The sequence below is a fragment of the Lonepinella sp. BR2357 genome (genome assembly GCF_051851525.1).
Classification (GTDB): Bacteria; Pseudomonadota; Gammaproteobacteria; order Enterobacterales; family Pasteurellaceae; genus Lonepinella.
The window spans coordinates 1-25,962 of record NZ_JBPDVG010000005.1; the positions used below are offsets into that span (position 1 = coordinate 1).

At 39.3% G+C, this 25,962-nt stretch carries 18 protein-coding genes and 1 pseudogene; 7 read left to right on the top strand and 12 right to left on the bottom strand.

Going from position 1 to position 25,962, the window contains the following annotated elements; genetic code table 11:
- Positions 1–1,108: 1,108 nt before the first annotated feature.
- Positions 1,109–2,428 carry an L-cystine transporter gene (locus tag ACTG7L_RS04020; protein WP_439327514.1) on the top strand — a complete coding sequence of 440 codons (1,320 nt, stop codon included), beginning with the start codon at positions 1,109–1,111 and terminating at the stop codon, positions 2,426–2,428.
- Positions 2,429–2,483: 55 nt separating this feature from the next.
- Here ACTG7L_RS04020 and ACTG7L_RS04025 read toward each other — a convergent pair whose 3' ends face one another.
- The 7 genes and pseudogenes from ACTG7L_RS04025 to malQ form a co-directional block, all read right to left on the bottom strand.
- Positions 2,484–3,383 (bottom strand): DUF5672 family protein, encoded by a 900-nt coding sequence (locus tag ACTG7L_RS04025; protein WP_439327515.1) that lies wholly within the window; start codon positions 3,381–3,383, stop codon positions 2,484–2,486.
- A gap of 71 nt (positions 3,384–3,454) precedes the next feature.
- Positions 3,455–5,902, bottom strand: coding sequence for a glycogen/starch/alpha-glucan phosphorylase (locus ACTG7L_RS04030; protein WP_439327516.1), 2,448 nt, complete (start codon positions 5,900–5,902; stop codon positions 3,455–3,457).
- 71 nt (positions 5,903–5,973) lie between these two features.
- Positions 5,974–7,404, bottom strand: a complete 1,431-nt coding sequence (gene glgA / locus ACTG7L_RS04035) for a glycogen synthase GlgA (RefSeq protein ID WP_439327517.1) — start codon at positions 7,402–7,404, stop codon at positions 5,974–5,976.
- Positions 7,405–7,509: 105 nt separating this feature from the next.
- Positions 7,510–8,817 carry a glucose-1-phosphate adenylyltransferase gene (glgC, locus tag ACTG7L_RS04040; protein WP_439258250.1) on the bottom strand — a complete coding sequence of 436 codons (1,308 nt, stop codon included), beginning with the start codon at positions 8,815–8,817 and terminating at the stop codon, positions 7,510–7,512.
- Positions 8,818–8,961: 144 nt separating this feature from the next.
- Positions 8,962–10,935, bottom strand: coding sequence for a glycogen debranching protein GlgX (gene glgX / locus ACTG7L_RS04045; RefSeq protein WP_439327518.1), 1,974 nt, complete (start codon positions 10,933–10,935; stop codon positions 8,962–8,964).
- A gap of 450 nt (positions 10,936–11,385) precedes the next feature.
- Positions 11,386–13,689 (bottom strand): annotated as a pseudogene (glgB, locus tag ACTG7L_RS04050) (1,4-alpha-glucan branching protein GlgB); the annotation flags it as partial.
- Positions 13,686–15,770 (bottom strand): 4-alpha-glucanotransferase, encoded by a 2,085-nt coding sequence (gene malQ / locus ACTG7L_RS04055; RefSeq protein WP_439327519.1) that lies wholly within the window; start codon positions 15,768–15,770, stop codon positions 13,686–13,688. The pseudogene glgB and the gene malQ, both read right to left, overlap by 4 nt.
- A gap of 270 nt (positions 15,771–16,040) precedes the next feature.
- Here malQ and ACTG7L_RS04060 point away from each other — a divergent pair, with 270 nt between their 5' ends.
- Positions 16,041–16,424 carry a type II toxin-antitoxin system RelE/ParE family toxin gene (locus tag ACTG7L_RS04060; protein ID WP_439327520.1) on the top strand — a complete coding sequence of 128 codons (384 nt, stop codon included), beginning with the start codon at positions 16,041–16,043 and terminating at the stop codon, positions 16,422–16,424.
- A 4-nt stretch (positions 16,425–16,428) separates the two neighbouring features.
- Complete coding sequence (locus ACTG7L_RS04065) at positions 16,429–16,728, top strand: helix-turn-helix domain-containing protein (protein ID WP_439327521.1); 300 nt, start codon at positions 16,429–16,431, stop codon at positions 16,726–16,728.
- Here ACTG7L_RS04065 and ACTG7L_RS04070 read toward each other — a convergent pair.
- Genes ACTG7L_RS04070 through glnS form a run of 3 tightly spaced genes read right to left on the bottom strand, consistent with a single transcriptional unit; the run spans position 16,725 to position 19,033 of the window.
- A complete protein-coding gene (locus ACTG7L_RS04070; protein ID WP_439241579.1) occupies positions 16,725–17,165 on the bottom strand; it encodes a YcgN family cysteine cluster protein in 441 nt (146 codons plus the stop codon). The genes ACTG7L_RS04065 and ACTG7L_RS04070 overlap by 4 nt on opposite strands.
- Positions 17,166–17,221: 56 nt before the next feature.
- The gene (locus ACTG7L_RS04075) at positions 17,222–17,368 is read right to left on the bottom strand and encodes a hypothetical protein (RefSeq protein WP_439241577.1); all 147 of its coding nucleotides are present in this window, start codon (positions 17,366–17,368) and stop codon (positions 17,222–17,224) included.
- Positions 17,369–19,033 carry a glutamine--tRNA ligase gene (glnS, locus tag ACTG7L_RS04080; RefSeq protein WP_439327522.1) on the bottom strand — a complete coding sequence of 555 codons (1,665 nt, stop codon included), beginning with the start codon at positions 19,031–19,033 and terminating at the stop codon, positions 17,369–17,371. It lies immediately after the preceding gene.
- Between the two features lie 194 nt (positions 19,034–19,227).
- Here glnS and ACTG7L_RS04085 point away from each other — a divergent pair, with 194 nt between their 5' ends.
- From ACTG7L_RS04085 to tdeA, 3 genes are all read left to right on the top strand, one after another.
- Positions 19,228–20,391: an efflux RND transporter periplasmic adaptor subunit gene (locus tag ACTG7L_RS04085; protein WP_439327523.1), complete on the top strand. Its 1,164-nt coding sequence runs from the start codon at positions 19,228–19,230 to the stop codon at positions 20,389–20,391.
- 27 nt (positions 20,392–20,418) lie between these two features.
- Entirely contained in the window at positions 20,419–22,353 is a 1,935-nt protein-coding gene (locus ACTG7L_RS04090) for a MacB family efflux pump subunit (RefSeq protein WP_439241571.1), read from the top strand.
- A 136-nt stretch (positions 22,354–22,489) separates the two neighbouring features.
- Entirely contained in the window at positions 22,490–23,863 is a 1,374-nt protein-coding gene (tdeA, locus tag ACTG7L_RS04095) for a toxin/drug exporter TdeA (protein ID WP_439327524.1), read from the top strand.
- Positions 23,864–23,920: 57 nt separating this feature from the next.
- Here the strand turns inward: tdeA and dapB are convergent, their stop codons facing one another.
- Positions 23,921–24,733 (bottom strand): 4-hydroxy-tetrahydrodipicolinate reductase, encoded by an 813-nt coding sequence (dapB, locus tag ACTG7L_RS04100; protein ID WP_439327525.1) that lies wholly within the window; start codon positions 24,731–24,733, stop codon positions 23,921–23,923.
- A gap of 93 nt (positions 24,734–24,826) precedes the next feature.
- Positions 24,827–25,114 carry a 50S ribosomal protein L25 gene (gene rplY / locus ACTG7L_RS04105; RefSeq protein WP_439241563.1) on the bottom strand — a complete coding sequence of 96 codons (288 nt, stop codon included), beginning with the start codon at positions 25,112–25,114 and terminating at the stop codon, positions 24,827–24,829.
- Positions 25,115–25,472: 358 nt separating this feature from the next.
- Here rplY and ftnA point away from each other — a divergent pair, with 358 nt between their 5' ends.
- Positions 25,473–25,961, top strand: coding sequence for a non-heme ferritin (gene ftnA / locus ACTG7L_RS04110; RefSeq protein WP_439241561.1), 489 nt, complete (start codon positions 25,473–25,475; stop codon positions 25,959–25,961).
- The last annotated feature ends 1 nt before the right edge of the window (position 25,962 follow it).

Here is a 25,962-nt window from a genome sequence, read left to right on the forward strand (position 1 = left end):
AATTATTAAAAATAACCAAAACCAACTATTTTGTCTACTAGAGCATAGTGTATAAAAAAGTGCCAACTATTTTGTCTACTATGCCCTTATTTGTAATAATTCATAAAAAACAAAACCGCCATAATGTACATATATACATGAGGCGGTTTTCTTGTTATAATTCATCTCGGCTGGTCAGGTGTTGTCATTACTTGACTGGCGGGTCAGGTAGTGACACATCTCCAGTTTGTTTTAACTTAACCAAATAGGAGAAAGACCGATGAGAATTATGCTTATAATTTTAATCGTGTTATTTGTGTTGCTTTATAGCCCGTTAGCTTGGTAACACGAATAACCAGTCAAGACAGTAAGGGGAAACCCTTGCTGTCTTTCTATTATAAGGTTTCCAACGTAATTTTCAAGTCCTATTGTGAATCATCTTAAATCTGATTATCTCATCTAGATAACTATCAACAATAATTACCCAGATTTTACGTAGCGTTGTCAAAAATAGCCGTTAGAAATACCTGTCTAAATCTTCTTTTTTCACTAGTACAAATACTGACTTTATGTGAACAACCTCTAAAAATAACCGTGACAGATCTCGTTTATACATTTATTTGTCTTGTTTAACTGTTGCAACGTGACTGTTGATAACTCTGTGATTTATTTAATTCGTAGTATCTGCTAACCTGATAACTAATTTCGCATAATGTATATTATGTTAAATTAAGAGGTGAAAATGTCACATTTAAAGCGGCTATTTACAGCTACTCTATAATATGGATTTAGTTTAGGTAAAAAATGAAATTTATGGTTTCCATGCCATGATGAGAACTAAGTATTAGATTTTATGTTTTTCCATAAAAATTGTGGTGATGTTGTTTTTTATTGAATGGTTTATTTCTTGAGTTTGTTTTCGTTGATAACGCTACGTAAAATCTAGAAAAGATAAGGCATAAATTCTCGCTAGATTTTGACAATAATATTTTTACTATATGTGACATTGTCACGTGTATTTGTCATTTTTTCTCGTTATAACTTATTCTGAATTGTCATAACCTCATTTTGAGTATTTTGGTATCATACTCGCCTATTTTCTCTTTTTTATTTATAAGGAATTAAATTCATGCTTATTGTCACTTTTATTGCATTTTTAGCCATTCTTTACGGCTTAAATGTGCTGTATCGTAAAAATCAAAAATTAGGCTCAACCGTATTTGTCGCTTTAATGCTAGGTTTATTATTCGGGGCTACCCTGCAAACTTTCGCCGAAAAATCATTAATTGACACCGCACTTGACTGGATTAATCTGGTCGGTAATGGTTATGTCAGACTATTGCAAATGATTGTAATGCCGTTGGTTTTTGTTTCTATCCTGTCTGCCATTACCAAATTAAATCAGGCCAGTTCATTGGGTAAAATCAGCTTTAGTGTATTGGGCGTATTATTAATCACCACGGCCATTGCCGCTGCGATTGGGATTGCCATGGCCTATGCTTTTGATTTATCGGCAGATGGATTAATTGCCGGTGAACGTGAATTAGCGGCACAAGCAAAAGTAGATGGACGTGTAGATCAAGTAAGCCATTTAAGCATTCCGGCCATGCTCCTCTCTTTTATTCCGAAAAATCCTTTTGCCGAACTCACGGGAGCCAATCCAACTTCAATTATTAGTGTTGTAATTTTCTCTGCTTTACTCGGCATTGCCACATTGAGTTTACGTAAAGAAAATGAAGAATTAGGCAACCGCATTGCACAAGGTGTGGATACCTTAAATCAATTAGTCATGCGCTTAGTTCGTTTCGTTATTCGTTTAACGCCTTATGGTGTGTTTGCATTAATGATAAAAATGGCCTCTACCGCAAAATGGGCAGATATTGTGAATTTGGGGAGCTTTATTGTGGCCTCTTATTTAGCCATTTTATTGATGTTTATCGTACATGGTCTTATTCTTGCATTGTCCGGTATTAACCCATTAAATTACTTCAAGAATGTGTTGCCGGTTCTAAGTTTTGCCTTTACTTCTCGTTCAAGTGCCGCTTCTATTCCGCTGAATATTGAAACGCAAACCGATAAATTAGGCAATAAAGGCGTGATTGCGAATTTCTCTGCAACCTTTGGGGCAACCATTGGACAAAATGGTTGTGCGGGGATTTATCCAGCCATGTTAGCCGTCATGGTCGCCCCAACCGTGGGTGTTGACCCCTTCACGGTGCAATATATTTTAAGCCTTATTCTAGTGGTGGCTATTTCTTCTTTTGGTATTGCTGGTGTCGGTGGCGGTGCGACTTTTGCGGCGATTGTGGTGTTATCGAGCTTGAATTTACCACTAGCATTAGTTGGATTACTGATTTCGATTGAGCCATTAATTGATATGGGACGCACTGCATTAAATGTGAATGGGGCGATGGTAGTAGGAACCTTGACCAATAAATGGTTAAAATAACCTTTGTTTAATTCAAAAATGGGGCTTTGCCCCATTTTTTGATTAATTAAATCAATTAGATAAATATATTTCCTTGATTTTCATCTCTAACCAAATAGCCATATTGCTTAAATAGCTGAATAATCATTTCAATAGTAGGTGATTGGAGGTAGTCTGTACTCCTACTCTTTAATTTGGAGGTAATTGTCACTTCATTTAATCCCGTTAATTTGAACAATCCGAATAAATGGACACCAAAAATGCGTTCCAGTGGTACATTAAGTATGGAAGACAATAAAATAGATTCTATCGAGAATGCCGTTGCCGTATAAATATCCGCAAATTTAATCCCCGCTTGTTCTAGTCTCACTCGATTTACCCCAGTCAAAAAGACATCTTCATTATGTATATTTAAATCCCAATGAATGGATAACGTATTGTTTTCTATCGCAGTTAATGGGGAATGTATGGTTAAAGGGATATTAAGTTGACTGGGTAATTCTAATAAACGTTTACTTCTTAATGAGAATCCTCCATTTAATAATTGCTGAAATCCAGCTGGTGGATTTTTATGATTATCACACCAATATTCCCAATGTCCTGTGGTAATTTGATGGGGCTCATAATTCACTAAGGCTGGTACAACGGCACCAATAAAGTCATATTGAAAAAATTTATCTTGCCAGTTTTTACCGTTTATTATCCAACCATCATCTTGTACGGAAATACAGAATTCCGTTTTGATAATATCCTTTAAAGCATACAAAATATAAAGGTTATATTCCAAATAGCTAAATGGCTTACAATAAATGTGCTGGATATAATCAGGTAAATTATCGGGTCTATTGGGACTGACGAGAATAGCTTGCGGCTGTTCGCCGAGTTCCATATAACTGCGTTGGAGTGCGTACATTGAGCCTAGGGTATAATCTTCACTACCTGTAATACTCACCAGTGTAATATCTGAAAAATTCATTTAATAATCCTTATATTGTTAACGAAAATGCGGTGAATTTTCACCGCATTTTATATAACGACCCTGCTTTATTAAGCTAATTTCAACGGCTCAATATGCCAGATTTTTTCCGCATATTCCGCAATGGTACGGTCTGATGAGAAGAAACTCATGTTGACAATGTTTTGTAATGCACTGTCAACCCAAGCGGCTTGATCTTTATATTTCTCATCTACGTCTTTCTGCGTTTCCACATAGCTACGGAAATCCGCAAAGGCTTGATAGAAATCGTGGTATCTTAATCCATTCAATAAATCTTGATAACGATTTGGATCATTTGGTGAGAAACGACCTGAGCTGATTTGGTCAACCACTTCACGTAATTGCTCGTCGGATTGATAAATATCAAATGGACGGTAACCTTGACGGCGTAACGTTTCTACTTGCTCAACGGTATTACCAAAGATAAAGATATTGTCTTCGCCGACATTTTGGAGAATTTCAACGTTGGCACCATCTAGCGTACCTAAGGTTAATGCACCGTTTAAAGCAAATTTCATATTACTTGTACCAGAAGCTTCAGTACCAGCCAAAGAAATTTGTTCAGAGATATCTGCTGCTGGAATAATGATTTGTGCAAGGCTCACGCTGTAATTTGGAATAAATAAGACTTTTAAGCGACCTTGTAAGCGTTCATCATTGTTGATGACGTTCGCAATATCATTAATTAAATTAATGGTTTGTTTCGCCGCATAATAAGCAGACGCTGCTTTACCCGCAAGAATGAAAACACGTGGTGTCCAGTCTTTTTCTGGGTGAGCCAACATTTCGTTGTAACGAGCAATAATGTGCAATACATTCAAACTTTGACGTTTGTATTCGTGGATACGTTTCACTTGAACGTCAAATAACGCATCTGGATTTAATTCCACGCCCAATTCTTTTTTCACGTAATCCGCTAAACGCACTTTGTTAGCACGTTTAATCGCTGGAATGGCTTTTTTCACATCTGGATCTTGAATGTGTTTTTTGAACTGTTCAAGCTGAGTTAAATCACGACGCCATTCAGTGCCAATGTATTTATCAAACAACGCAGATAAATCAGGGTTGGCTAACGCAATCCAACGACGTGGTGTAATCCCGTTGGTGACATTGGTGAAACGTTCTGGATAAATGCGAGCAAAATCGGCAAAGGTTGATGTCACCATTAAATCAGAATGGATGGCCGCTACCCCATTGACTTTGTGTGAACCAACCACAGATAACCACCCCATACGCACTTTACGGACATCACCTTCTTCTACCAAAGAAACACGGCGAATAAAGTCATTATCGGTTGTTACATGATTTCTCACATGTTCTAAGAAATAATCGTTGATTTCCAAAATCATTTGTAAATGACGTGGTAAAATTTTCGCCATCATTTCCACTGGCCATGTTTCTAAGGCCTCTGACATTAAGGTATGGCAAGTATAAGAGAAAATGCGGCAACACATATCCCATGCTTTGCCCCAAATATAGCCATTTTCATCCACTAAAATACGCATTAATTCAGGAATGGCTAAGGCTGGATGGGTGTCATTTAAGTGAATAGCCACATGATCAGCGAGATTTTCAATGGTACCGTGAATACGCACATGACGGCGGATAATATCTTGCAATGAGGCAGACACTAGGAAATATTCTTGGCGTAAACGCAATTCTTTCCCTGCGGTGGTAGAATCATCTGGATAAAGTACACGAGACACGTTTTCAATAGATGAACGTTCTTCAATCGCACCAAAATAATCCCCTTTGTTAAATTCTGCCAAATTAAAAGTATCACTGGCATTGGCAGACCACAAACGCAATGTGGTGGCACTGTCATTGTCATAGCCAGGGATCATTTGGTCATAAGCAAGTGCGGTGATTTCTTCGGAAGGATTCCATACACATTTTTTACCTTCAAAATAAATATGACCGCCAAAGCGAATGTCAAAACGTTTAGAGGGGCGAATAAATTCCCAAGATGAACCTTTTTCTAACCACGCATCCGGTTTTTCAACTTGATGTCCGTCCTCAATATGTTGTTGGAACATCCCATATTCATAACGAATACCGTAGCCCATACTTGGAATCGCCAATGTGGCTAAGGAATCCATAAAGCAAGCGGCTAAACGACCTAAGCCCCCGTTTCCTAAACCTGGGTCAACTTCTTTTTCTAACACATCTTCTAAATCGACATCTAATTCGGCAAGTGCTTTACTTACCGTGGTATAAACGCCTTCCGCTAACATAGCGTTAGATAACGTGCGTCCGATTAAAAATTCCATTGAAAGATAATAAACTCGGCGAGTTTCTTCCGCTCTAGATTGTTTGGCGGTAGAAATCCATCCCTCGGTGACTAAATCACGTACGGCATATAACGTGGCATTTAACCAGTCACGTTGGCTGGCTTCTTCTGGCGAACGTCCGATAAGGTAAACTAATTTATAAACAATGGCTTTTTTCAGCGACTCTACGTCATTAGATGGACGTGCATAATTTTGAATTTCGTGCATAGAAATAATCCTAAATAATCAATAAAAATAAAAAGTGCGGTATTTTAACCGCACTTTGACGACTTTTACAACTAAATTCTGTTATAAAGTGCCAGATAATGTCTTGCGGCTAATGCCCAGCTGAAATCTTGAGCCATGGCATTCGCTCTGACATTCACCCATAAACGTTGTTTTTTCCATAACGCAAAGGCATTGTTAATGGCATAACGCAAGCCTTGTGGGTCAGCATGTTCAAAGACAAAACCCGTCGCAGTACCGGCTTTAATGTTCTCACTGGTACTATCAACCACGGTATCCGCAAGGCCACCTGTTTTGCGAACTAAAGGCAATGTGCCATATTTTAAACCATATAATTGGGTTAATCCACAAGGTTCAAAACGACTTGGCACTAAAATGACGTCACCGCCTGCGACCATAAGGTGAGATAAGGCTTCATCATAACCGATTTTCACCGCCACATTGTTTGGATAATATTGGGTTAAGCCCCATAATCCTTGTTCAAAATGTTGAGCACCAGACCCTAACACAATTAACTGTCCGCCTTGGCTAACGATTTCGTCGGTGGTTTCCAATAATAAATCGACGCCTTTTTGTTCAGTTAAACGGGTAATCATGACGAATACAGGCACATCTGGATTTTGTGGTAAATTGAAATAGGCTTGTAACTGTTCCTTATTCTTTTTCTTACCGGCCATAAATTTTAATTTATAGTGGTCCGTAATATAAGGATCGTTATTTGGATGCCAAATATTGTCATCTACCCCATTTAAAATGCCGTGTAAACGTCCTTGATAAGCTAAGGTGCCTAATAGGCCTTGTAAACCATAAGCAAATTCTGGTCGAGTGATTTCTTGGGCGTAAGTTGGACTCACGGCGGTGACGGCATCAGAATAATATAAGCCGGCTTTCAAATAAGACATTTCACCGTATAATTCTAAGCCATCTACATGGAACATGCCCGCAGGTAAACCAATTTCGTATAAATGATGATATTCAAATCGGCCTTGGTAAGCGAGATTATGAATCGTGAATACGGATTTAGCTGGTTTACCTTTGTTATATAAATACGCACTGGTTAAGCCAGCGTGCCAGTCGTGAGAATGCACCACTTCGGCATGCCACCAACTGTCTAAACCGGTAGCCAACTCTGCCCCGACCCAACCGAGTAAGGCGAAACGTTTATAGTTGTCGGTGTAGTCTTGATACCATTGATCATGATACGGATTGCCTTGGCGATCATAGAGATGGGGTGCGTCAATAATATACACGCCTACCCCATTGTATTCACCATAACGTAATAAAATACGGCCAGCAAAATTGTAAAATTCAGCCACCACATAGGTTTCTGGAATCCCAGCAAAAATCGCAGGATAACCTGGTAATAAAACGCGTGCATCAATCCCCTCTTGCTTTTGTGCAAAAGGCAATGCCCCCATCACATCGGCTAATCCGCCGGTTTTGAGTAATGGATAGAGTTCAGAACAAACGTGTAATACTCTCATTTAATTTTGTTTTCCTTGAATAAATAAAACCCTCACCACCCGAAAATCCAGATCTCCTCTCCCTTTGGGAGAGGGCTAGGGTGAGGGTAATGAGGGTGAATAAAATTAATCTAAATGGGTTTCGTCACCAATGTGTTCACCGGTTAATTTTTTAACCATGGATTCTGTCACTAACACCACTTTACCTGTACTGCTGACACGGAAACGTTGACGATCTTCTTCAATGTTTACTCCAATGTGAGTGCCATCAGGAATCACCACGTGGCGGTCGATAATACAGTTTTTCAACACACAATCTTTACCAATGGTCACTTGTGGTAAAATGACGCAGTGATCGACACTGGAATTGGCTTTAATTTTTACATTGTTGAATAACACGGAATAACTAATGCTTGCGTCGGTAATCAAACAGCCACCAGAAATCAACGAGTTATCCACCGGTTTAACATGTGGGTTATTGTAGAAGAATTTTGATGGATAAGTTTGTTCTGGATTACCACGAATTGGCCAACGTTGATCGTAAATATCTAATTGTGGTTTTTCAGACACTAAATCAATGTTTGATTGCCAGAAACTGTCTAAGGTACCCACATCACGCCAGTAAATTTCGCCGTCGGTATTGCGACCCATGCAAGAACGACTAAACGGATGTGCATACAATACACCTTCTTCTAAGGATTTCGGTAGAATATCTTTACCAAAGTCATGAGACGTGTAAGGTGATTTGACTTCACGATCTAACACGTCATATAAATAATCGGCGTCAAACACATAAATCCCCATGGAGGCCAATGAAACATCTGGTTTACCAAACATAGCTGGCGGATTTTCAGGTTTTTCCACGAATTCTTTGACTTTTAAATGTTCATCCACGGCCATCACACCAAATTCAGAGGCTTCTGAACGTGGCACTTCAATACAACCCACGGTACATTTTGCCCCACTGGAAACGTGGTCGAGTAACATTTGGCTATAATCTTGTTTATAAATATGGTCACCGGCTAAAATCAATACATATTTTGGTTTATAGTGATTTTTCAAAATCGCCATATTTTGATATACCGCATCCGCCGTGCCACGATACCATGTGGAATTATCAATTTGTTGACGTGCTGGCAACATATCCACAAATTCCCCACGTTCTTGTGGCAAAAAAGACCAACCGTTTTGCAAATGACGTAACAAAGAATGTGCCGCATATTGTGTTACCACGCCAATGCGGTTTAATCCCGAGTTAATACAGTTTGATAAAGCGAAATCAATAATACGACGATTACCACCAAAATACAGTGCAGGTTTTGCACGTTTATCGGTTAATTCGTGTAAACGAGAACCACGTCCACCCGCTAAAATTAACACCAAGGTTTCTTTAACAAGTTCGAATCTGTTGGGTACTGCTACTTTGCTACTCATAATTATTCTCCATAAATAAAATTTCGGGTTAATCGTTTAGTTAAAATGGTGAGAACTTCATCATCTGTTATCACTATACAGAAAATAAAAATAAAATTCTGTGATAGACTTCAAACTTTTGAAAAAATTAATTAAAAAAAACGTTTATTTTCGTTGTAATACACAGAAATCTAAGGTTTCAAGCAATAAACCTTGCCCTTTTAATAGCTTGGCTTGTTGTGACGCTAAAATTTCCCAATTTCCCTCCGGTAATACAAAATTCTGCAATTCATCTTTTGCGTTGATCACGAACAGCCATTCATCATCTAATAAGATTTGCATGGCTTTTACGGCTTTATCGTTCCAATGCGCCACTTGCATAGGGTGGCTAAATTCATTTAACCAAGTCACGTTCTGGTCTGTCCACCATTGATCACGAGATAAACAGGCTATTTTTTTACGTAACTGAATCATTTTCTGGGTGGACGTAAATAAATCATGATTAAATGCCGACCATTTCAACCAAGCAATTTGGCTGTCCTGACAATAGGCGTTGTTGTTGCCATATTGTGTATTCCCAAATTCATCACCTGCCAATAACATGGGCGTCCCATTGGATAATAACAACGTACGTAATAACGCCACACTGGTTAAAAATCGTTGTTTTTCCACCGCACTTTTTTCGGCCAACGGCAAACCCTCGGCAGATCCCTCCACGCCATGATTGTAACTATAATTTTCATTACGTCCATCACGGTTATCTTCGCCATTGGCCAGATTATGCTTATGGTTGTAACTGACTAAATCACGTAAGGTAAAACCATCATGTGCGGTGATAAAATTTAATGTTTTATGCGGTTGTTGTCCCTCTTTTCGGTACATATCACTTGAGCCAGCAAAGCGTTCTGCTAACGCACCTAATGCGCCATTTTTCCATAACCAGAACTGTTTAATATCATCACGATAACGATCATTCCATTCAGCAAAATACGGTGGGAAATTGCCGACCTGATAGCCACCCTCGCCTAAATCCCAAGGTTCGCTGATCATTTTACAACGGGATAATAATGGATCCTGTTCAATGGCCTGAAATAATAAAGAATGCGGATTAAAATGGGGTTGTTCTCGCCCTAAGCTACTGGCTAAATCAAAACGGAAACCATCAATATGGTATTCTTCCACCCAATATCTTAAACAATCTAACACACAAGCTCGGCCTTGTGGCGTCGATAAATTTAAGGTATTGCCACAGCCGGTCCAGTTTTCATAATATCCGTCTGCGTTGTGATAATAATAAGCCTCATCATCAATACCTCGTTGACTAAAGGTTGGAAAATGTTTTTCGCCCTCGGCACTGTGATTAAATACCACATCCAAAATCACTTCAATCCCCGCTTGATGCAAGGCTTTGACCGCTTGTTTAAATTCGTTTTCTGGATTCTCCGTCGCCGCATAACGAGGTTCTAATGCAAACATGGCTAAGGGGTTATAACCCCAATAATTGTGTAAGCGTTTTTCTTGTAAGTGCGGTTCATCTACCGCATAATTTACGGGCAATAATTCAACCGCCGTAATGCCTAATTGTTTTAAATAGGTGATACTTTTCGGATGGGCTAAACCCGCATAGGTGCCTCGAATATGTGCGGGCAAATCCCCTCTTAATTGGGTAAAGCCTTTCACATGTAATTCATAAAGAATACTGTTTGCCCACGGAATTTGTAGCAGGTCATCACCTTGCCAATCAAAATCAGAGGGCGCCGTCACGACGCCCTTCGGGGCAACTTTCGCATTATCACGAGGATCGTTTAATAAAAAACACGCTCGTTTGGTGGCGGTGGATAAATCAGGTTTTCCAACAACTTTTTTGGCGTAAGGATCTAACATTAATTTGTTGGGATTGTTTAAACTTTTTTCATCTTTAGGATAAAGACGGTAAGCGTATTTTGTCCCTGCTGCCACATTGGCTAACCAACAATGCCAAATATCTTGTTCATTTTTCGCCATGGCAATGCGTTGTTCCTGATCGTTATCATCAAATAAACATAACTCAATGCGACTGGCTTGGCTTGAATAGAGGGCAAAATTTACCCCTTGTTGATTATTGCGAAATTCAACATTCGCCCCTAATAATGTACTCATAAAATAATAATTTAAAAATAATCCATTAACATCAAAGCGTTTGGAATGGTGTAGTTAATCACACCATTCCATTACGCAATGTTCTACCTGTTATACTTCGGCCGTTTTTTTCGCTTTTGCTTTGGTTGCTTTTTTAACAGTTTCAGTTTCTGAGGCTACTTTTTTCACCGTACTCGCTTTCGCTTTGGTGGTTTTGGTCTCCGCTTTTGCTTTCACTGTTTTTTTCGCCGGTTCGGCATCTAACGCCGCTTTTTTAGTGGTGACTTTGGTCGCCTTTTTCACGGTCGTTTTTGTTGCCGTGGTAGGCACAATTTCAGTCTCGATAGGTATGGTGATCTTACTCACATCCATTTTTACCGTATCCGATTTTACTGATTTAGCTCGGGTTGTTTTTGCTTTAGTCGCCTTGCTTTCGGCCACCGCCGCTTTCACACTCTCCGCTTTCGTTGCTTTCGCCTTGCTTACTTTCGTTGTGGTCGCTTTTTTAGCTGTTTTGGCTGGTTTTTCTACCGCAGTTTCAGCACTTTTCGTACGTTTAACGGCTGTTTTTCTGACCTTTTTTGCGACTTTTTTCCAACGCAAATAAACCGTTGCCAATGGCGGTATCACAATTGAAATAGATTGTTCTCTGCCATGACTTTCAATTTCTTCTGTAGTAACGACACCAGAGTTACCTACATTGGAGCCTTTATAATAAGCCGAGTCGGTATTGAGAATTTCTTCATATTCCCCTGCCTCATTGACACCAATACGATAATTTTCACGCACCACTGGGGTAAAGTTACTCACCACCAAAATACGTTCGCCATTGCTGTCACGACGTTCAAAGGCAAATACAGAATTTTGATAATCGTCCACCACTAACCAATCAAACCCTTCTGGTTTGTTATCTAATTGATAAAGTGCGGCGTTTTCTTTGTAAGTTTTATTCAAGTCTTTGACTAATTGCAACACGGCTTTATGCCAGCCACCGCCGTGGAAATCGTCCAATAAGTACCAATCCAGACTTTCTTGATAATTCCACTCACGGCCTTGAGCAAATTCGTTACCCATAAAGAGTAATTTTTTGCCCGGATAGCCCCACATATAGGCATAGTAAGCACGCAAGTTAGCAAATTTTTGCCATGCGTCCCCTGGCATTTTGCCTAACAACGAACATTTACCATGCACCACTTCATCATGGGACAATGGCAATAAGAAGTTTTCGCTGTATTGATACACCATACCAAAGGTCATTTTATTGTGGTGATATTGGCGATAAATCGGATCCAGTTTCATATAAGAAAGGGTGTCATTCATCCAACCCATATTCCATTTGAAATGGAACCCTAAACCGTTATTTTCAGGCGGTAAGGTGACGCCAGCAAAAGAGGTCGATTCTTCCGCAATACTGGTTGCCCCAGGGACTTCGGTACCCACAATGCGGTTAGTTTGACGTAAGAAATCAATGGCCTCTAAGTTTTCACGACCACCGTATTCATTTGGAATCCACTCTCCGTCTTTACGGCTGTAATCACGATAAATCATAGACGCCACGGCATCCACACGTAAGCCGTCTAACCCAAAGCGTTCCAACCAATATAAGCCATTACCGGTCAAGAAGTTTTTCACTTCATGACGGCCATAGTTATAAATTAAGGTGTTCCAATCTTGGTGATAACCCTCTTTTGGATCTGCATGTTCATACAATGCCGTACCGTCAAAAGCAGCTAAACCATGAGTATCGCTTGGGAAATGTCCCGGTACCCAGTCTAAAATCACATTAATACCGGCCTCGTGTGCTTTAGCAATAAAGCGTTTAAAGCCCTCTGGCGTACCAAAACGGCTAGTCGGTGCATATAAACCTAACGGTTGATAGCCCCAAGAACCGTCAAATGGGTATTCAGAAATGGGTAATAATTCAATATGGGTAAAGCCCATATCTTTCACATAAGGAATTAATTCATCCCCTAATTGGTCATAGTCTAACCAGAAATTATTTTCTAAATTACGACGCCATGAACCTAAATGTACTTCATAAATAGAAATCGGTTGGTCTGATTGGTTCGCTTTACGGCGAGCTTCAGTCATTTCCACAATTTCAGGTAAGGCACTCACTTGTGAGGCGGTATCTGGGCGTAATTGTGCGGCAAAGGCATAAGGGTCAGATTTTAAACGTAGTTGATTATTACAATCTAACAATTCAAATTTATATAATTGCCCTAAGGTCACTTTCGGAATAAAGAGTTCCCACACGCCGCTGTTCGCATGGAAACGCATTGGATGACGGCGACCGTCCCAATAGTTGAAATCCCCTACCACAGACACTCGTTTGGCATTCGGTGCCCATAAACGGAAGTTCACCCCTGTGACATTGTCACACTCGGTAAAATGCGCACCCAACACTTCATAAGGACGTAAATGTGAACCCTCGGCTAATAACCAATTATCTAATTCTTCAATCATTGGATGAAAACGGTATGGGTCTTCTACCACAATGGTTTCATGCCCCCAAGTGACTTGAAGTTGATAATCAAAGAAATCATGGGTTTGGGCTGTCACGCCAGTGAAAAATCCACGTTCATCAATTTTTTCTAATTGGATTGCCACCTCTTGCGTGGCACGATTAATCACCACTACGCTATCTGCGTCAGGCATTAACACGCGAACTTCAATCCCTCTTTCTGTTTCGTGCATACCTAACACGGAAAATGGATCAGCGTGCGTTCCATTAAAAAACGCATCAATCACGGATTGTTCTACTAATTTTTTCATAATGACTTCCTATTATGGTTAATTTCATTTAGCAACGCTTGAATGCGTTGGTCACTAAATATCTGCTCTAATGGCAATGCGAGTTTCACTTGCCAATTAGGATATTCATCAGATGTACCAGGTAAGTTAAACGACACTTCCTGATCAATCAAATTTTCTAACTGTACGCCAATCAAACGGCTTTCACTTTGAGCCAAATAACGATGAATCACCAAATTGAGATGATCGTGCATGGCCATACTTAATGCATCGCCGTAATAATCATCGGGTAAATACTGATCTCGATGTAAACTGTTCAATAACGCCTGTTTATCTTCCACACGTTGTTGGTATTTCTGTTGTAGAAAATCGCCTTGCAACACACCAAGTTGTTCAAACAATTCTAAATCTTTGCAATGCCAGAAACTACGTAAAGACGGTACATCATGGGTGCCAATAGTCGCAAAGGCTTGGGGTGGGAAATTTTCTGCTAGCGGAAATTCGCCATTGGCTTGTGAAAAATACAACACAAAATACGAATAAACTAAAAATTCATTTAATTTAGACCGCACTTCATCTGCCACAGTGCCTAAATCTTCGCCCACAATCACACATTGATTACGCTGACTTTCAATGGCCAAAATCGCCATAAGTTCAGCAAATGGATAAAGCACATAAACACCATCAACTGCGGTTTTATTTTCCGGAATAAACCACAACCGGAACAACCCCATCACATGATCGATTCTCAACACGCCAAAGTGTTGCATATTGGCTCGTAACATATCAATAAAAGGTTGGAAACCACGAGCTTTTAAAACCGTCGGATTATAAGGCGGCAATCCCCAATTTTGCCCAACAGGACCAAGAGGATCAGGCGGGGCGCCAATGGTCGCTTTGGCACAATAAAGATCAGGGTCACTCCATACATCCACACTACCGCATGAACTTTGTACCGCTAAATCGCCATAAATTCCTAATTGTAACCTAGCTTTTTGAGCAAAAACTTTCACTTCGGCCAATTGTTGTTCGGTTAACCATTGTAACCACATATAAAATTCAATTTGACGTTGATATTTTTTAATTAAGGCTTTACGATTTTTTTCGCTTAATTGTTGCCATTCTTTCCGCCAACCTAACCAACCAATCGTCTTTTCATCAGCTTGTTTGGTCGGGTGCTCAATATTATCCAACACCTCAAATAAGGCTTGGTTTAACAGATTTTCACCTTGCTGTTCAACAAACGTCAAAAACGCTTGACGACGAGCCACAATCTTGGCTGTTTTACTTCGTTGACTGAATGCAAAAAGCTGTTCAAGCGCAGTGATTTTTAAATCAGAAACTGCACGATAATCTACCGCCTCTTGCTGACGTAAACGCACCAATTCAGTTTGTTGTTGAGTAAGCCAAGTTTGTACCGATTTCGCCAATTTAAATTCAGGCAACAAATCTACCGCTAAATAAATCGGATTTAACCAACGACGTGAACTCGCACTATAAGGACTGGCCCAATCTGGCACTGCAGAATACATTTTATGTAATGGATTAATCCCAATAAAATCCGCTCCAAATTGCGTCGCATGTTGGATTAAATACGTTAAATCGGCAAAGTCACCTATTCCCCAGTTACGCTCAGAACGCAAGCTATAAAGCTGGACATTAATCCCCCAGGCTTTTTGCTGTTCTAACACCGGCGATTGGAATGTGGTTTTAGGTTGCACCAACAAGCGAATTTTACGTTGTTGTTTTTTATCTGAAAGGGTTAATTGATAATAACCTACTGGCAGTGCCGGTAAACTAATTTGTTGTTTGGATTGTTGTTCAAAGATTAATTCGTTTTGTTCGTTGGTTAAACGACAAGTGGTGACGGATGAGAAGAAAGAAGAAAAAGCGTAATCTGTGACTTGCTGTGCATTTAATACTAAGACATCATCAAAATGAGCATCAGACTGACTACTTTCCGCAGACAAAAGTGCGATGAAATAATCCAATGTTTCGGGCGATGCCGTAATAAAATGCCCATCAATATCATAATGCGAAGGACAGATACCTAATTTTTCAGCTTTCTGTTCAGTAAAGCGTGGTTGTTCAGTTAAATTCATAGGCGTACCTCAAGTTTCTGGTTATATTCTAACAAGGTCAACAATAAACACAATCAATTTAGTTGAATTTTGTGATCTTTGTCATATTTGTCAATCATTCGCAGGATCACAGTGGGGCGAGTTGTAAAATAGATTTTTGTGATCTAGATTCCAAACTTAAACAGCAAAGTTTGTTGCAAGTATTATTTTGCGTTATGTTCTCGTTTCAATCGTACAAACGAGCAACTTGACAAATAAGCTGTAAGTTATAAAATGCAAGGAGAATAAGTTATGAGTTATACAGAAAATACTGACGAAGAAAAGCCAAAAAAAGAATGGACAGTGGTATTAACAGATTGTTTTTGGGATTGGGTACAACAACAAAATAGAGAAACACAACGAAGTATTACTCGAGCATTAACGATATTAAAAATGGCTGGGCCCTATTTATCGAGACCTTATGCTGACACTGTTAATGGGTCAAAATATGCCAATATGAAAGAATTACGCATTCAACATAACGGTAGGCCATTACGAGCTTTTTTTGCATTTGATCCACTACGTCAAGCTATCGTGCTATGTGCTGGTGATAAAAGTAATGACAAATTATTTTATAAGCATATGATCCGTCTAGCTGATCAAGAATTTACCACTTATTTAAAAACATTGGAGTAACATAATGAAAACCTTAGATGACTTACTTGCCACATTTACCCCAGAGGAACAAAAAGAAATACAACAAGAAGCCGAAGAACTTATTCTTGAAACAAGATTATCTAATTTACGCGAAGAACTAGAAATGTCACAAAAAGAATTAGCTAAATCTCTCGGTATTTCTCAACCTGCGGTGGCACAAATTGAGCAACGTGGTAATGAGTTAAAACTCTCCACGCTAAAACGCTATGTGGAAACGCTAGGCGGAAGATTAAGCCTTGCGGTGGATATGCCAACAGGGAAATGCCATATTTATCGGATTTAATCTATGACATACTCAAACCAATCAATCACATCTTTTTCGTGGATGCCGTTTTTAATCATGACACCCGCGAGTTTAACGGAGTTGGGATTATTGGAAATCAGCGGATGCCAGTCAAATAATGGCTTGTTCTCATAAAGTAAACGATAAGCACAAGTATCTGGCAACCAACTAAATTGAGCAAGATTTTTCTTGGTCAGTTTGGTGCAGTCGTCAATTAATGTAAAACGATTGCAATAATCACCGCACTTCCCAGTTTCGAGATTTAATAAATCACAGGCAATTCGGGTGTAATATAAGCGTTCACGCTTGCCTCGTCCCTCAATAAATTTGCGGTAACAACATTTTCCACAGCCATCACAAAGGGATTCCCATTCCGATTCTGTCATTTCAGAAAGGGATTTTTGTTGCCAAAAAGGGAGTGATTGAGATGTTGTCATGGTTGATGATAAATACAAAATCCCCTCTCCCTTTGGGAGAGGGTTAGGGTGAGGGACTAAGGATTTAACCCAAAGGATTCACTACTTTTATCATATTTAATGCCAGAATGTGATCCCTCTGCTCCATTAAAATAAATATCTTTTGGTTGTGAACAGGCGACTAACACACAGGCGGTCAACACGACTAACACTAATTTTTTCATCTAAAATCCTTCTTTTAAACTCACGGTGAGATTAAACACCAAATGATCTGCACGGCTGTCTTTGTTATCCGCACAATAATAGCCTTCACGTTCAAATTGATAGGCTTGTTCCGCTTTTGCATTGACTAAAGATTTTTCTACAAAACCTTGTTTTACCACCAACGAATTTGGGTTAATGGCGGCAATAATATCCTCTTCTGCCCCAGGGTTTGGCATATCAAATAAACGGCTATATTGACGAAATTCCGCTGGATTATTTTCCGTAGCTGACACCCAATGAATTACGCCTTTCACTTTGCGACCGTCCGCAGGATTTTTACCAAGGGTTTCAGGGTCGTAAGAACAATATACACAAGTCACATTGCCGTCCGCATCTTTTTCCACCCGTTCGGCTTTAATCACATAAGCATTACGTAAACGCACTTCTTTGCCCAATACCAAACGTTTATATTGTTTATTGGCTTCTTCACGGAAATCTGCTTGATCGATATAAAGCTCTTGAGTAAACGGCAATTCTCTTGTGCCTAATTCGTCTCGATTTGGATGATTAGGTGCGGTTAAAATTTCCGAATTTTTTAAGTTTTCAATCACAATTTTTAACGGATTAATCACGGCCATGGCTCGTGGTGCATTGGTGTTTAAATCATCACGAATACAGCTTTCTAACGCAGAAAATTCCACCACGTTATCTTGTTTGGTCACCCCAATTCGGCGACAAAATTCACGCAAAGCAGCTGGCGTATAACCCCGACGGCGTAAGCCTGAAATCGTTGGCATACGTGGATCGTTCCAACCATCTACGGCTTTTTCTTCCACTAATTTTAATAATTTACGTTTAGAAGTTAAGGTTCCCTCTAAATTTAAACGAGAAAATTCATATTGATGTGGCAATGGACGTTCAATAGAAATATGCTCCAATACCCAATCATATAAACGGCGGTTGTCTTGAAATTCCAAGGTACAAATTGAGTGAGTAATGCGTTCAATGGCATCAGAAATACAATGGGTGAAATCGTACATTGGGTAAATGCACCATTTATCCCCTGTTTGGTGGTGACTAGCGAATTTTACCCGATAAATCACAGGGTCACGCATCACCATAAATGGCGAACTCATATCAATTTTGGCTCGTAAGCTCATTTTGCCCTCGGCTACTTCGCCGTTTTTCATTTTTTCAAATAAGGCTAAATTTTCTTCAATCGGACGATCACGATACGGGCTGTTTTTGCCTGCTTCGGTTAAAGTACCACGATATTCACGCATTTGTTCCGGTGAAAGTTCATCTACATAGGCTAAACCTTTTTCAATTAATTCAATAGCATAACCATAAAGCTGATCGAAATAATCTGACGCATAATGCGGTTCACCCTCCCAATGGAAACCGAGCCATTCCACATCTTGCTTAATACTGTCCACATATTCCACATCTTCTTTGGTTGGGTTAGTGTCATCAAAACGCAAGTTACATTTACCTTGATAATCCTGTGCAATACCAAAATTCAAGCAAATAGATTTGGCGTGGCCAATATGTAAATAGCCATTGGGTTCAGGCGGGAAACGTGTGTAAACATTGCTATGTTTTCCTGATGCTAAATCTTCATCAATAATTTGACGAATAAAGTTCGTCGGACGAGTTTCGTTTGTTTCAATATTTTCTGTTGTCATATCATCAAAAGTTAAACGGTTAAAAAATTGGGGTTATTCTACACGGTTTGCGGTCAGATTACAAAGTGCGGACAAAATCTTTGAAATTTTTCCTGCAACTTTTTCCTAAAAATGCAATCTATCAATCATACTTAAGGATTTATTAAGATTTATCCTTTATACTTCTATTACTTTTATTTATTATCGGACATATTATGATGAAAAAATTATTAATTGCGGTCATTATCCTTGCTTTGGGTGCAGCAGCTTGGTTTTATTTTAAAGCAGATCAAGGATCACAAGTCACCTATTTAACTGAAACGGTAAGCCGTGGCAATTTGCAAAAATCAGTGATAGCCAGTGGCACGGTGCGGAGCTATAACCGTGTAGAAGTGGGTGCACAGGTTTCAGGAAAAATTGAGAAAATTCACGTGAGCTTAGGGCAAGAGGTGAAAGAGGGCGATTTAATTGCGGAAATTGATTCCAAAACCCAAGTTAACAGCCTGAACACGGCTCAAGCACAACTTTCTTCTTATCAAGCACAGTTAAAAGCCAAGAAAACCGCTTATGACGTGGCATTGTCTGCTTATAATCGGATGTCGAAGTTATACAAACAAAATTCTGCCACCTTAGATGATGTGAATACGGCGAAAAATGCCCTATCCAGTGCAGAAGCCGATATTGAAACCGTAGAAGCCTCGATTAAACAATCGGAAATTGAAGTCAGTACGGCTCAAACCAATTTAGGTTATACCAAAATTGTTTCTCCGTTAAACGGTACGGTGATTTCGATTCCGGTTTCCGTTGGACAAACCGTGAACGCCAATCAAACTACGCCGACTATCGTACAAGTGGCAGATTTAAGCAAAATGCTGATTAAACCTGAAATTTCCGAGGGCGATATTACCAAAGTGAAACAAGGTATGCCCATTGAGTTTACTACGCTCTCCGATCCGAATACGAAATATCATGCGGAAATTAACTCCGTGGATCCAGCCATGACGACCTTAACCGATAACGGCTATACCGAAGATGTCACGGATACCAATGCGGTGTATTACTATGCGAATGTGGTAGTGGATAACCCAGAGGGCAAATTACGTATTGGGATGACCACGCAAAATACCATTACCATTGCGGATGTGAAAGATGCCTTATTAGTGCCGACCACAAGTTTACAAAAAGACGGTAATAACGTGTATGTCAATGTGTTAAACGAGAATAAACAAGTGGAAAAACGTGACGTGACCATTGGTTTAAATGACGATGTGAATACGCAAATCTTATCGGGTTTAAATGAAGGCGATAAAGTCATCACTTCACAAGTGGCTGAGGGCGAAACTGTGGGCAATAGCAATCGTGGCCCAAGAATATTTTAAAACTGCGGTGTAAAAAGAGATAATTTTATGAATATTATTGAAATCAAAGGCATTACCAAATTTTTTGGTGAGGGCGAAAACCGTACGCAGATTTTAAAAGACATTGATCTAGACATTAAAAAAGGCGATTTTATTGCCATTATTGGACAATCGGGTTCAGGTAAATCCACCCTGATGAATATTATTGGTTGTTTGGATACGGCGACGTCTGGATCTTATAAAATTGACAACCAAGAAGTTAGTCATTTAAATCGTGACCAACTTTCTGATTTACGTCAGCAAAAATTTGGCTTTATTTTCCAACGTTATAATTTGCTTTCCACCTTAAGTGCGGTGGAAAATGTGGCACTTCCGGCAATTTATGCCGGCGTCGATCAACAAACTCGTTTAGCTCGTGCAGGGAGTTTGCTGGATAAATTAGGCTTAGGCGATAAATTAGAAAATAAACCGAGCCAACTTTCAGGCGGTCAACAGCAACGTGTGAGTATTGCTCGTGCCTTGATGAATGGGGGTGAAATTATTTTGGCGGACGAACCCACTGGGGCATTAGACAGCAAAAGTGGTGAAACCGTGATGGAGATTTTAACTCAACTCCACGGTGAGGGGCATACCATTATTTTGGTAACGCACGATAAAAATGTGGCGGAATTTGCTAATCGAGTGATTGAAATTAAAGACGGTCGGATTATTGAAGATACTCGCAAAAGTGATTTAATTGCCCACAAAGACACCACGCCTAAAATTAATAAAAACGCTTTCAGTTTCTATAAAGATCAATTTATGGAATCATTCCGTATGTCGGTCAAAGCTATTGTGGCACATAAAATGCGTTCCCTATTAACCATGTTGGGGATTATTATTGGGATCACGTCGGTGGTTTGTGTGGTGGCCTTAGGTAACGGTTCTCAGCAAAAAATTCTGGCCAATATTAATTCCATGGGAACCAATACTATGGATATTTTTAACGGTACCGGCTTTGGTGATCGACACGCTGATAAAAACCAGAATTTAACCGTTAACGACAGCGATATTCTCGCCAAACAAAGTTATATTGAAAGTTCCACCCCAAATAGCTCCGTGAGCGGAACGCTAACTTATGGTAGCCAAAGTTTTACTGCACAAGTATATGGTGTAGGCGAACAATATTTTAATGTGAAAGGGTTAACCACTGAAAATGGTAAAATTTTCACCGCAGATGAGGTGAAAAATAATGAAAATGTGGTGGTGATTGATGATAATACGGTGAATCAAATTTTCCCGAATAAAGATCCACTTGGCGAAATTTTAATGGTAAATAAAAAGCCGTTGAAAGTGATTGGCGTGGCCAAATCAAACAATAATATGGGCGGAAGTAGTAGCAGTTTGAAACTTTATCTTCCCTACACGACGGCCATGAATAAAATTTCAGGCAATCAAAAAATTGATAGCATTACGGTAAAAATTCGTGATGATGTCAATTCTACGGTGGCAGAAAAAGGCTTAACTAATTTATTACAAGTTCGCCATGGTAAAAAAGACTTTTTCGTGATGAATACCGATACCATTAAACAAACTATTGAAGCCACCACCAATACCATGACGTTGTTAATTTCCTCTATTGCGTTGATTTCCTTAGTGGTCGGCGGCATTGGTGTGATGAATATTATGTTAGTTTCCGTCACAGAACGCACCAAAGAAATTGGGGTTCGTATGGCAATCGGTGCCAGACAAGCTAATATTCTGCAACAGTTTTTGATTGAGGCGATCTTAATTTGTTTAATTGGTGGATTAACTGGCATTGTATTATCAGTGTTATTTGGTACCATTTTTAATCTGTTTATGACGGATTTCACCATGGTATTTTCCAGTTTCTCGATTATTTCTGCGGTACTCTGCTCCACGTTAATTGGTGTGGTGTTCGGTTATATGCCAGCGAAAAATGCGTCACAGTTAAATCCGATTAATGCTTTGGCGAGAGAATAGTAGAAAATTTTTATTTTTCTGTTAGAATAAGCAAGTCAAAATGAACGAACGTTCATTTACTACTTTTTAGTAAAAGTGCGGTAAAAAAATTTAATATTTTTCACCGCACTTCCGTTTCAAATTTAAAGGACAAAATATGTTAAAACTAAACAAAATCGCTTTCACTGTGATTTTATCGACAGCCTTAGCTGGCTGTGCAAGCAATATTGAAGATAGTTACCAAACTAGCCAACAAGACTATCAACAATATGAACAGCTTACTCAACAATATAACATCAAAGAAAACTGGTGGACATTGTACAATGATGCACAATTAAACCATGTGGTTGAACAAGCCTTATTAAATAATAAAGATTTGGCTAAAGCCGCTATTTCCGTCAACTCAGCACTTTACCAAGCCAATTTATTAGGGGCTGATTTAGTGCCAAGTTTTAATGGTTCCGCCAGTTCTTCTGCTAGCCGTCGTACCGACACCCATGCCAATTCAACCATTAGCCATGGTGGCTCATTGGGCGTAAGTTATACTTTAGATTTATGGCGTCGTTTAGCCGATGCAGCCGATGCCGGCGAATGGACCTACAAAGCTACGCAACAAGATTTAGAGGCAACACGTTTATCGTTAATTAACTCTGTTGTGGTGACCTATTATCAACTTGCTTATCTCAATGATGCGATTTCAGCCACCAACGACACGATTAGCTACTACGGACAAATCAACAACATTATGCAAAACCGTTTAGCACAAGGCGTGGCCGACCGTGCCAGTACCGACCAAGCACAACAAGCGGTTTTGTCAGCTCGGAACAGTTTAATTGCGTACCAAACTCAACGTAAAACTGCGGAGCAAACTTTACGTAATTTATTGAATTTAAAACCAGATCAAGCGTTAAATATTAATTTTCCACATATTTTAAATGTGAAAACCGCTGGTGTAAATTTAAATGTACCGGTATCGACTATTGCGAATCGTCCAGATGTAAAAGGCAATTTATTCCGTTTAAGCAGTGCATTTAAAGATGCCAAAGCGACGCAAAAATCTTGGTTCCCAACGCTTAGTTTAAGTGGTACCTTGTCCTCTAGTGCCACCACAGTGGGATCCGCCTTAAGCAATCCTATTGCAGCCGGTGCTTTAGGTATTAGCTTACCGTTCTTAGATTGGAACCACGTAAAATGGAATGTCAAAATTTCCGAGGCGGCTTATGAGTCAGCTCGAGTAACCTATGAACAGGGCATTACCACGGCATTGAATGAAATTGATACTAACTATTTTGCTTATACCCAATCGCAACAAAATTATACCAATTTGAAGAAAAAATACGATTATGATCAACGGATTACCAAATACTATCAAAATCGTTATAACGCAGGGGTATCAGAGTTAAGAGAATGGTTAACTGCGGCGAATACCGAGAAAGCCTCTCAAGTGGCTATCTTAAATGCGAAATATGCGGTACTTCAAAACGAAAATGCCATTTATAGTGCAATGGGTGGATATTATTCCGCAAAATAAAAAATCTTCCCCCAAAAATCCCCTCTCCCTTTGGGAGAGGGCTAGGGTGAGGGTAAACTACAAATTATTCAAATCCAACACATCCGTCATATCAAATAAGCCATGAGATTGGTTTTCAATCCATTTCGCCGCACGCACCGCCCCATTGGCAAAGGTCATGCGACTTGAGGCTTTATGAGAAATTTCCACTCGTTCACCAATATCCGCAAACCACACGGTATGCTCCCCCACGACATCACTGGCACGAATGGTGGAAAAACCAATTTCATCCGCTTTACGTTCACCAATAATACCGTCACGGCAAAATACCCCATGGGTTTTCAAATCACGGCCAAGGGTTTTCGCAATATGTTCCCCCATGGATAATGCTGTACCAGATGGAGCATCTACTTTATGACGGTGATGGGCCTCAATAATTTCAATATCGCAATAATCCCCCATCACTTTAGCCGCTTTTTCTAACAGTTTGAAGACTAAATTTACGCCAACACTATAATTTGAGGCAAATACAATGCCAATTTTTTCAGCGGCCTGTTGAATCTGTTGTTTACCTGCCTCATCAAAACCCGTGGTACCGATAATCATATTTTTATGATGAGCTACGCAGAATTTTAAATGTTCCAATGTACCTTCAGGGCGAGTGAAATCAATCAATACGTCAAATTGATCCGCTTGATTTTCCAATTTTTCTTCCACTTTAATGCCTAACGCACCGATACCCGCTAATTCGCCAGCATCTGCCCCAATTAAAGATGATCCTGAGCGTTCAAAAGCCGCCCCTAATTCTACGCCACTGGCAGAATGTACCGCCTGAATTAATTGACGCCCCATGCGTCCACCTGCGCCCACAATACCGATTTTTAATGTCATATTCTGTTCCTTATGTTTAATTTTGTTTCATTATAATAAAAAAAACACCAATAATCAGGGATTATTGGTGTTTTTCAACAAACAAACTAAAAATTATACACGTTTGAAATCGATATGCGCTAATTTTGGTTTAAATGGGTGACGTTGCATAGCTTGTACTTTAACAGCCACTTCTTTACCACCAATCACCAACGTAATCACGTCAGAATAGAAACTCTCATGTGCTTGTGCGTTGTTTAATTCATCATGGTTTAAGATGATTGAAACCGGTGCTTCGCTGCCACCATAAACGATTGCAGGGATTTGACCGTTGTGACGCAGACGGCGGCTCGCACCCGTACCTTGCGTTTGACGAACTTCAGCGTTAAATTTAAATGCCATTTTCATGTTCTCTTGTAAGATTGTTTAAAAACAGAAACCGCAGGCGACCCAACGATTTCCCATAATTTGCTCAAAAGTCATTTTGAGAAAGCGTATTATAGTGAATTTATGAGATAAATCAAATGTTCTGACAACTTTCTTTTCGAGCAAAATAAAAGTGCGGTTAAAAAATGCGAATTATTTCCAAACTTGTTTATGTAAAGAAATTGTTAAGTTATTCTAAATGATAATAGTTGTTATTGATTTTTCCTTTTAAATTAATCACTTATATTTAAATAAATATTGCAATTCTCATTTAGATGGTTATAATAGCAACAGTTGGATTTATTCCACTTTATTTTTTACGAGGAAACAAAACATGTTAAACCAAGCAATTACTACTAAATTGAATGAACAAATCAATTTAGAATTCTTTTCATCAAACACCTATTTACAAATGAGTGCTTGGTGTGCAAACCATGGTTACGAAGGTGCCGCCAAATTCTTTATCGGTCATGCGGATGAAGAAATGGAACATATGCAAAAATTATTCGATTATGTTAGCGAAACCGGTGGCTTGCCAATTTTAGGCAAAATTGAGGCACCACGTACCGAATATGCGTCATTACGTGAAGTATTAGAAATCGCCTTTGAACACGAAAAACACGTGACAGCGAAAATTAATGAATTAGTCGAAGTCACTTTTGCCACAAAAGACTACTCGACTTTCAACTTTTTACAATGGTATGTGGCAGAGCAGCACGAAGAAGAAACCTTATTCAGTGGCGTCATTGATAAATTTGATATTTTAGGCAATGACGGCAAAGCCATTTACTTAATCGATAAAGAATTATCTACACTAGAATAAG

Bases quoted from the DNA above. Each gene is read 5' to 3' on its own strand.
- ACTG7L_RS04020 (WP_439327514.1), top strand. From the start codon at position 1,109: ATGCTTATTGTCACTTTTATTGCATTTTTAGCCATTCTTTACGGCTTA.
- ACTG7L_RS04025 (WP_439327515.1), bottom strand. From the start codon at position 3,383: ATGAATTTTTCAGATATTACACTGGTGAGTATTACAGGTAGTGAAGAT.
- ACTG7L_RS04030 (WP_439327516.1), bottom strand. From the start codon at position 5,902: ATGCACGAAATTCAAAATTATGCACGTCCATCTAATGACGTAGAGTCG.
- glgA (WP_439327517.1), bottom strand. From the start codon at position 7,404: ATGAGAGTATTACACGTTTGTTCTGAACTCTATCCATTACTCAAAACC.
- glgC (WP_439258250.1), bottom strand. From the start codon at position 8,817: ATGAGTAGCAAAGTAGCAGTACCCAACAGATTCGAACTTGTTAAAGAA.
- glgX (WP_439327518.1), bottom strand. From the start codon at position 10,935: ATGAGTACATTATTAGGGGCGAATGTTGAATTTCGCAATAATCAACAA.
- malQ (WP_439327519.1), bottom strand. From the start codon at position 15,770: ATGAATTTAACTGAACAACCACGCTTTACTGAACAGAAAGCTGAAAAA.
- ACTG7L_RS04060 (WP_439327520.1), top strand. From the start codon at position 16,041: ATGAGTTATACAGAAAATACTGACGAAGAAAAGCCAAAAAAAGAATGG.
- ACTG7L_RS04065 (WP_439327521.1), top strand. From the start codon at position 16,429: ATGAAAACCTTAGATGACTTACTTGCCACATTTACCCCAGAGGAACAA.
- ACTG7L_RS04070 (WP_439241579.1), bottom strand. From the start codon at position 17,165: ATGACAACATCTCAATCACTCCCTTTTTGGCAACAAAAATCCCTTTCT.
- ACTG7L_RS04075 (WP_439241577.1), bottom strand. From the start codon at position 17,368: ATGAAAAAATTAGTGTTAGTCGTGTTGACCGCCTGTGTGTTAGTCGCC.
- glnS (WP_439327522.1), bottom strand. From the start codon at position 19,033: ATGACAACAGAAAATATTGAAACAAACGAAACTCGTCCGACGAACTTT.
- ACTG7L_RS04085 (WP_439327523.1), top strand. From the start codon at position 19,228: ATGATGAAAAAATTATTAATTGCGGTCATTATCCTTGCTTTGGGTGCA.
- ACTG7L_RS04090 (WP_439241571.1), top strand. From the start codon at position 20,419: ATGAATATTATTGAAATCAAAGGCATTACCAAATTTTTTGGTGAGGGC.
- tdeA (WP_439327524.1), top strand. From the start codon at position 22,490: ATGTTAAAACTAAACAAAATCGCTTTCACTGTGATTTTATCGACAGCC.
- dapB (WP_439327525.1), bottom strand. From the start codon at position 24,733: ATGACATTAAAAATCGGTATTGTGGGCGCAGGTGGACGCATGGGGCGT.
- rplY (WP_439241563.1), bottom strand. From the start codon at position 25,114: ATGGCATTTAAATTTAACGCTGAAGTTCGTCAAACGCAAGGTACGGGT.
- ftnA (WP_439241561.1), top strand. From the start codon at position 25,473: ATGTTAAACCAAGCAATTACTACTAAATTGAATGAACAAATCAATTTA.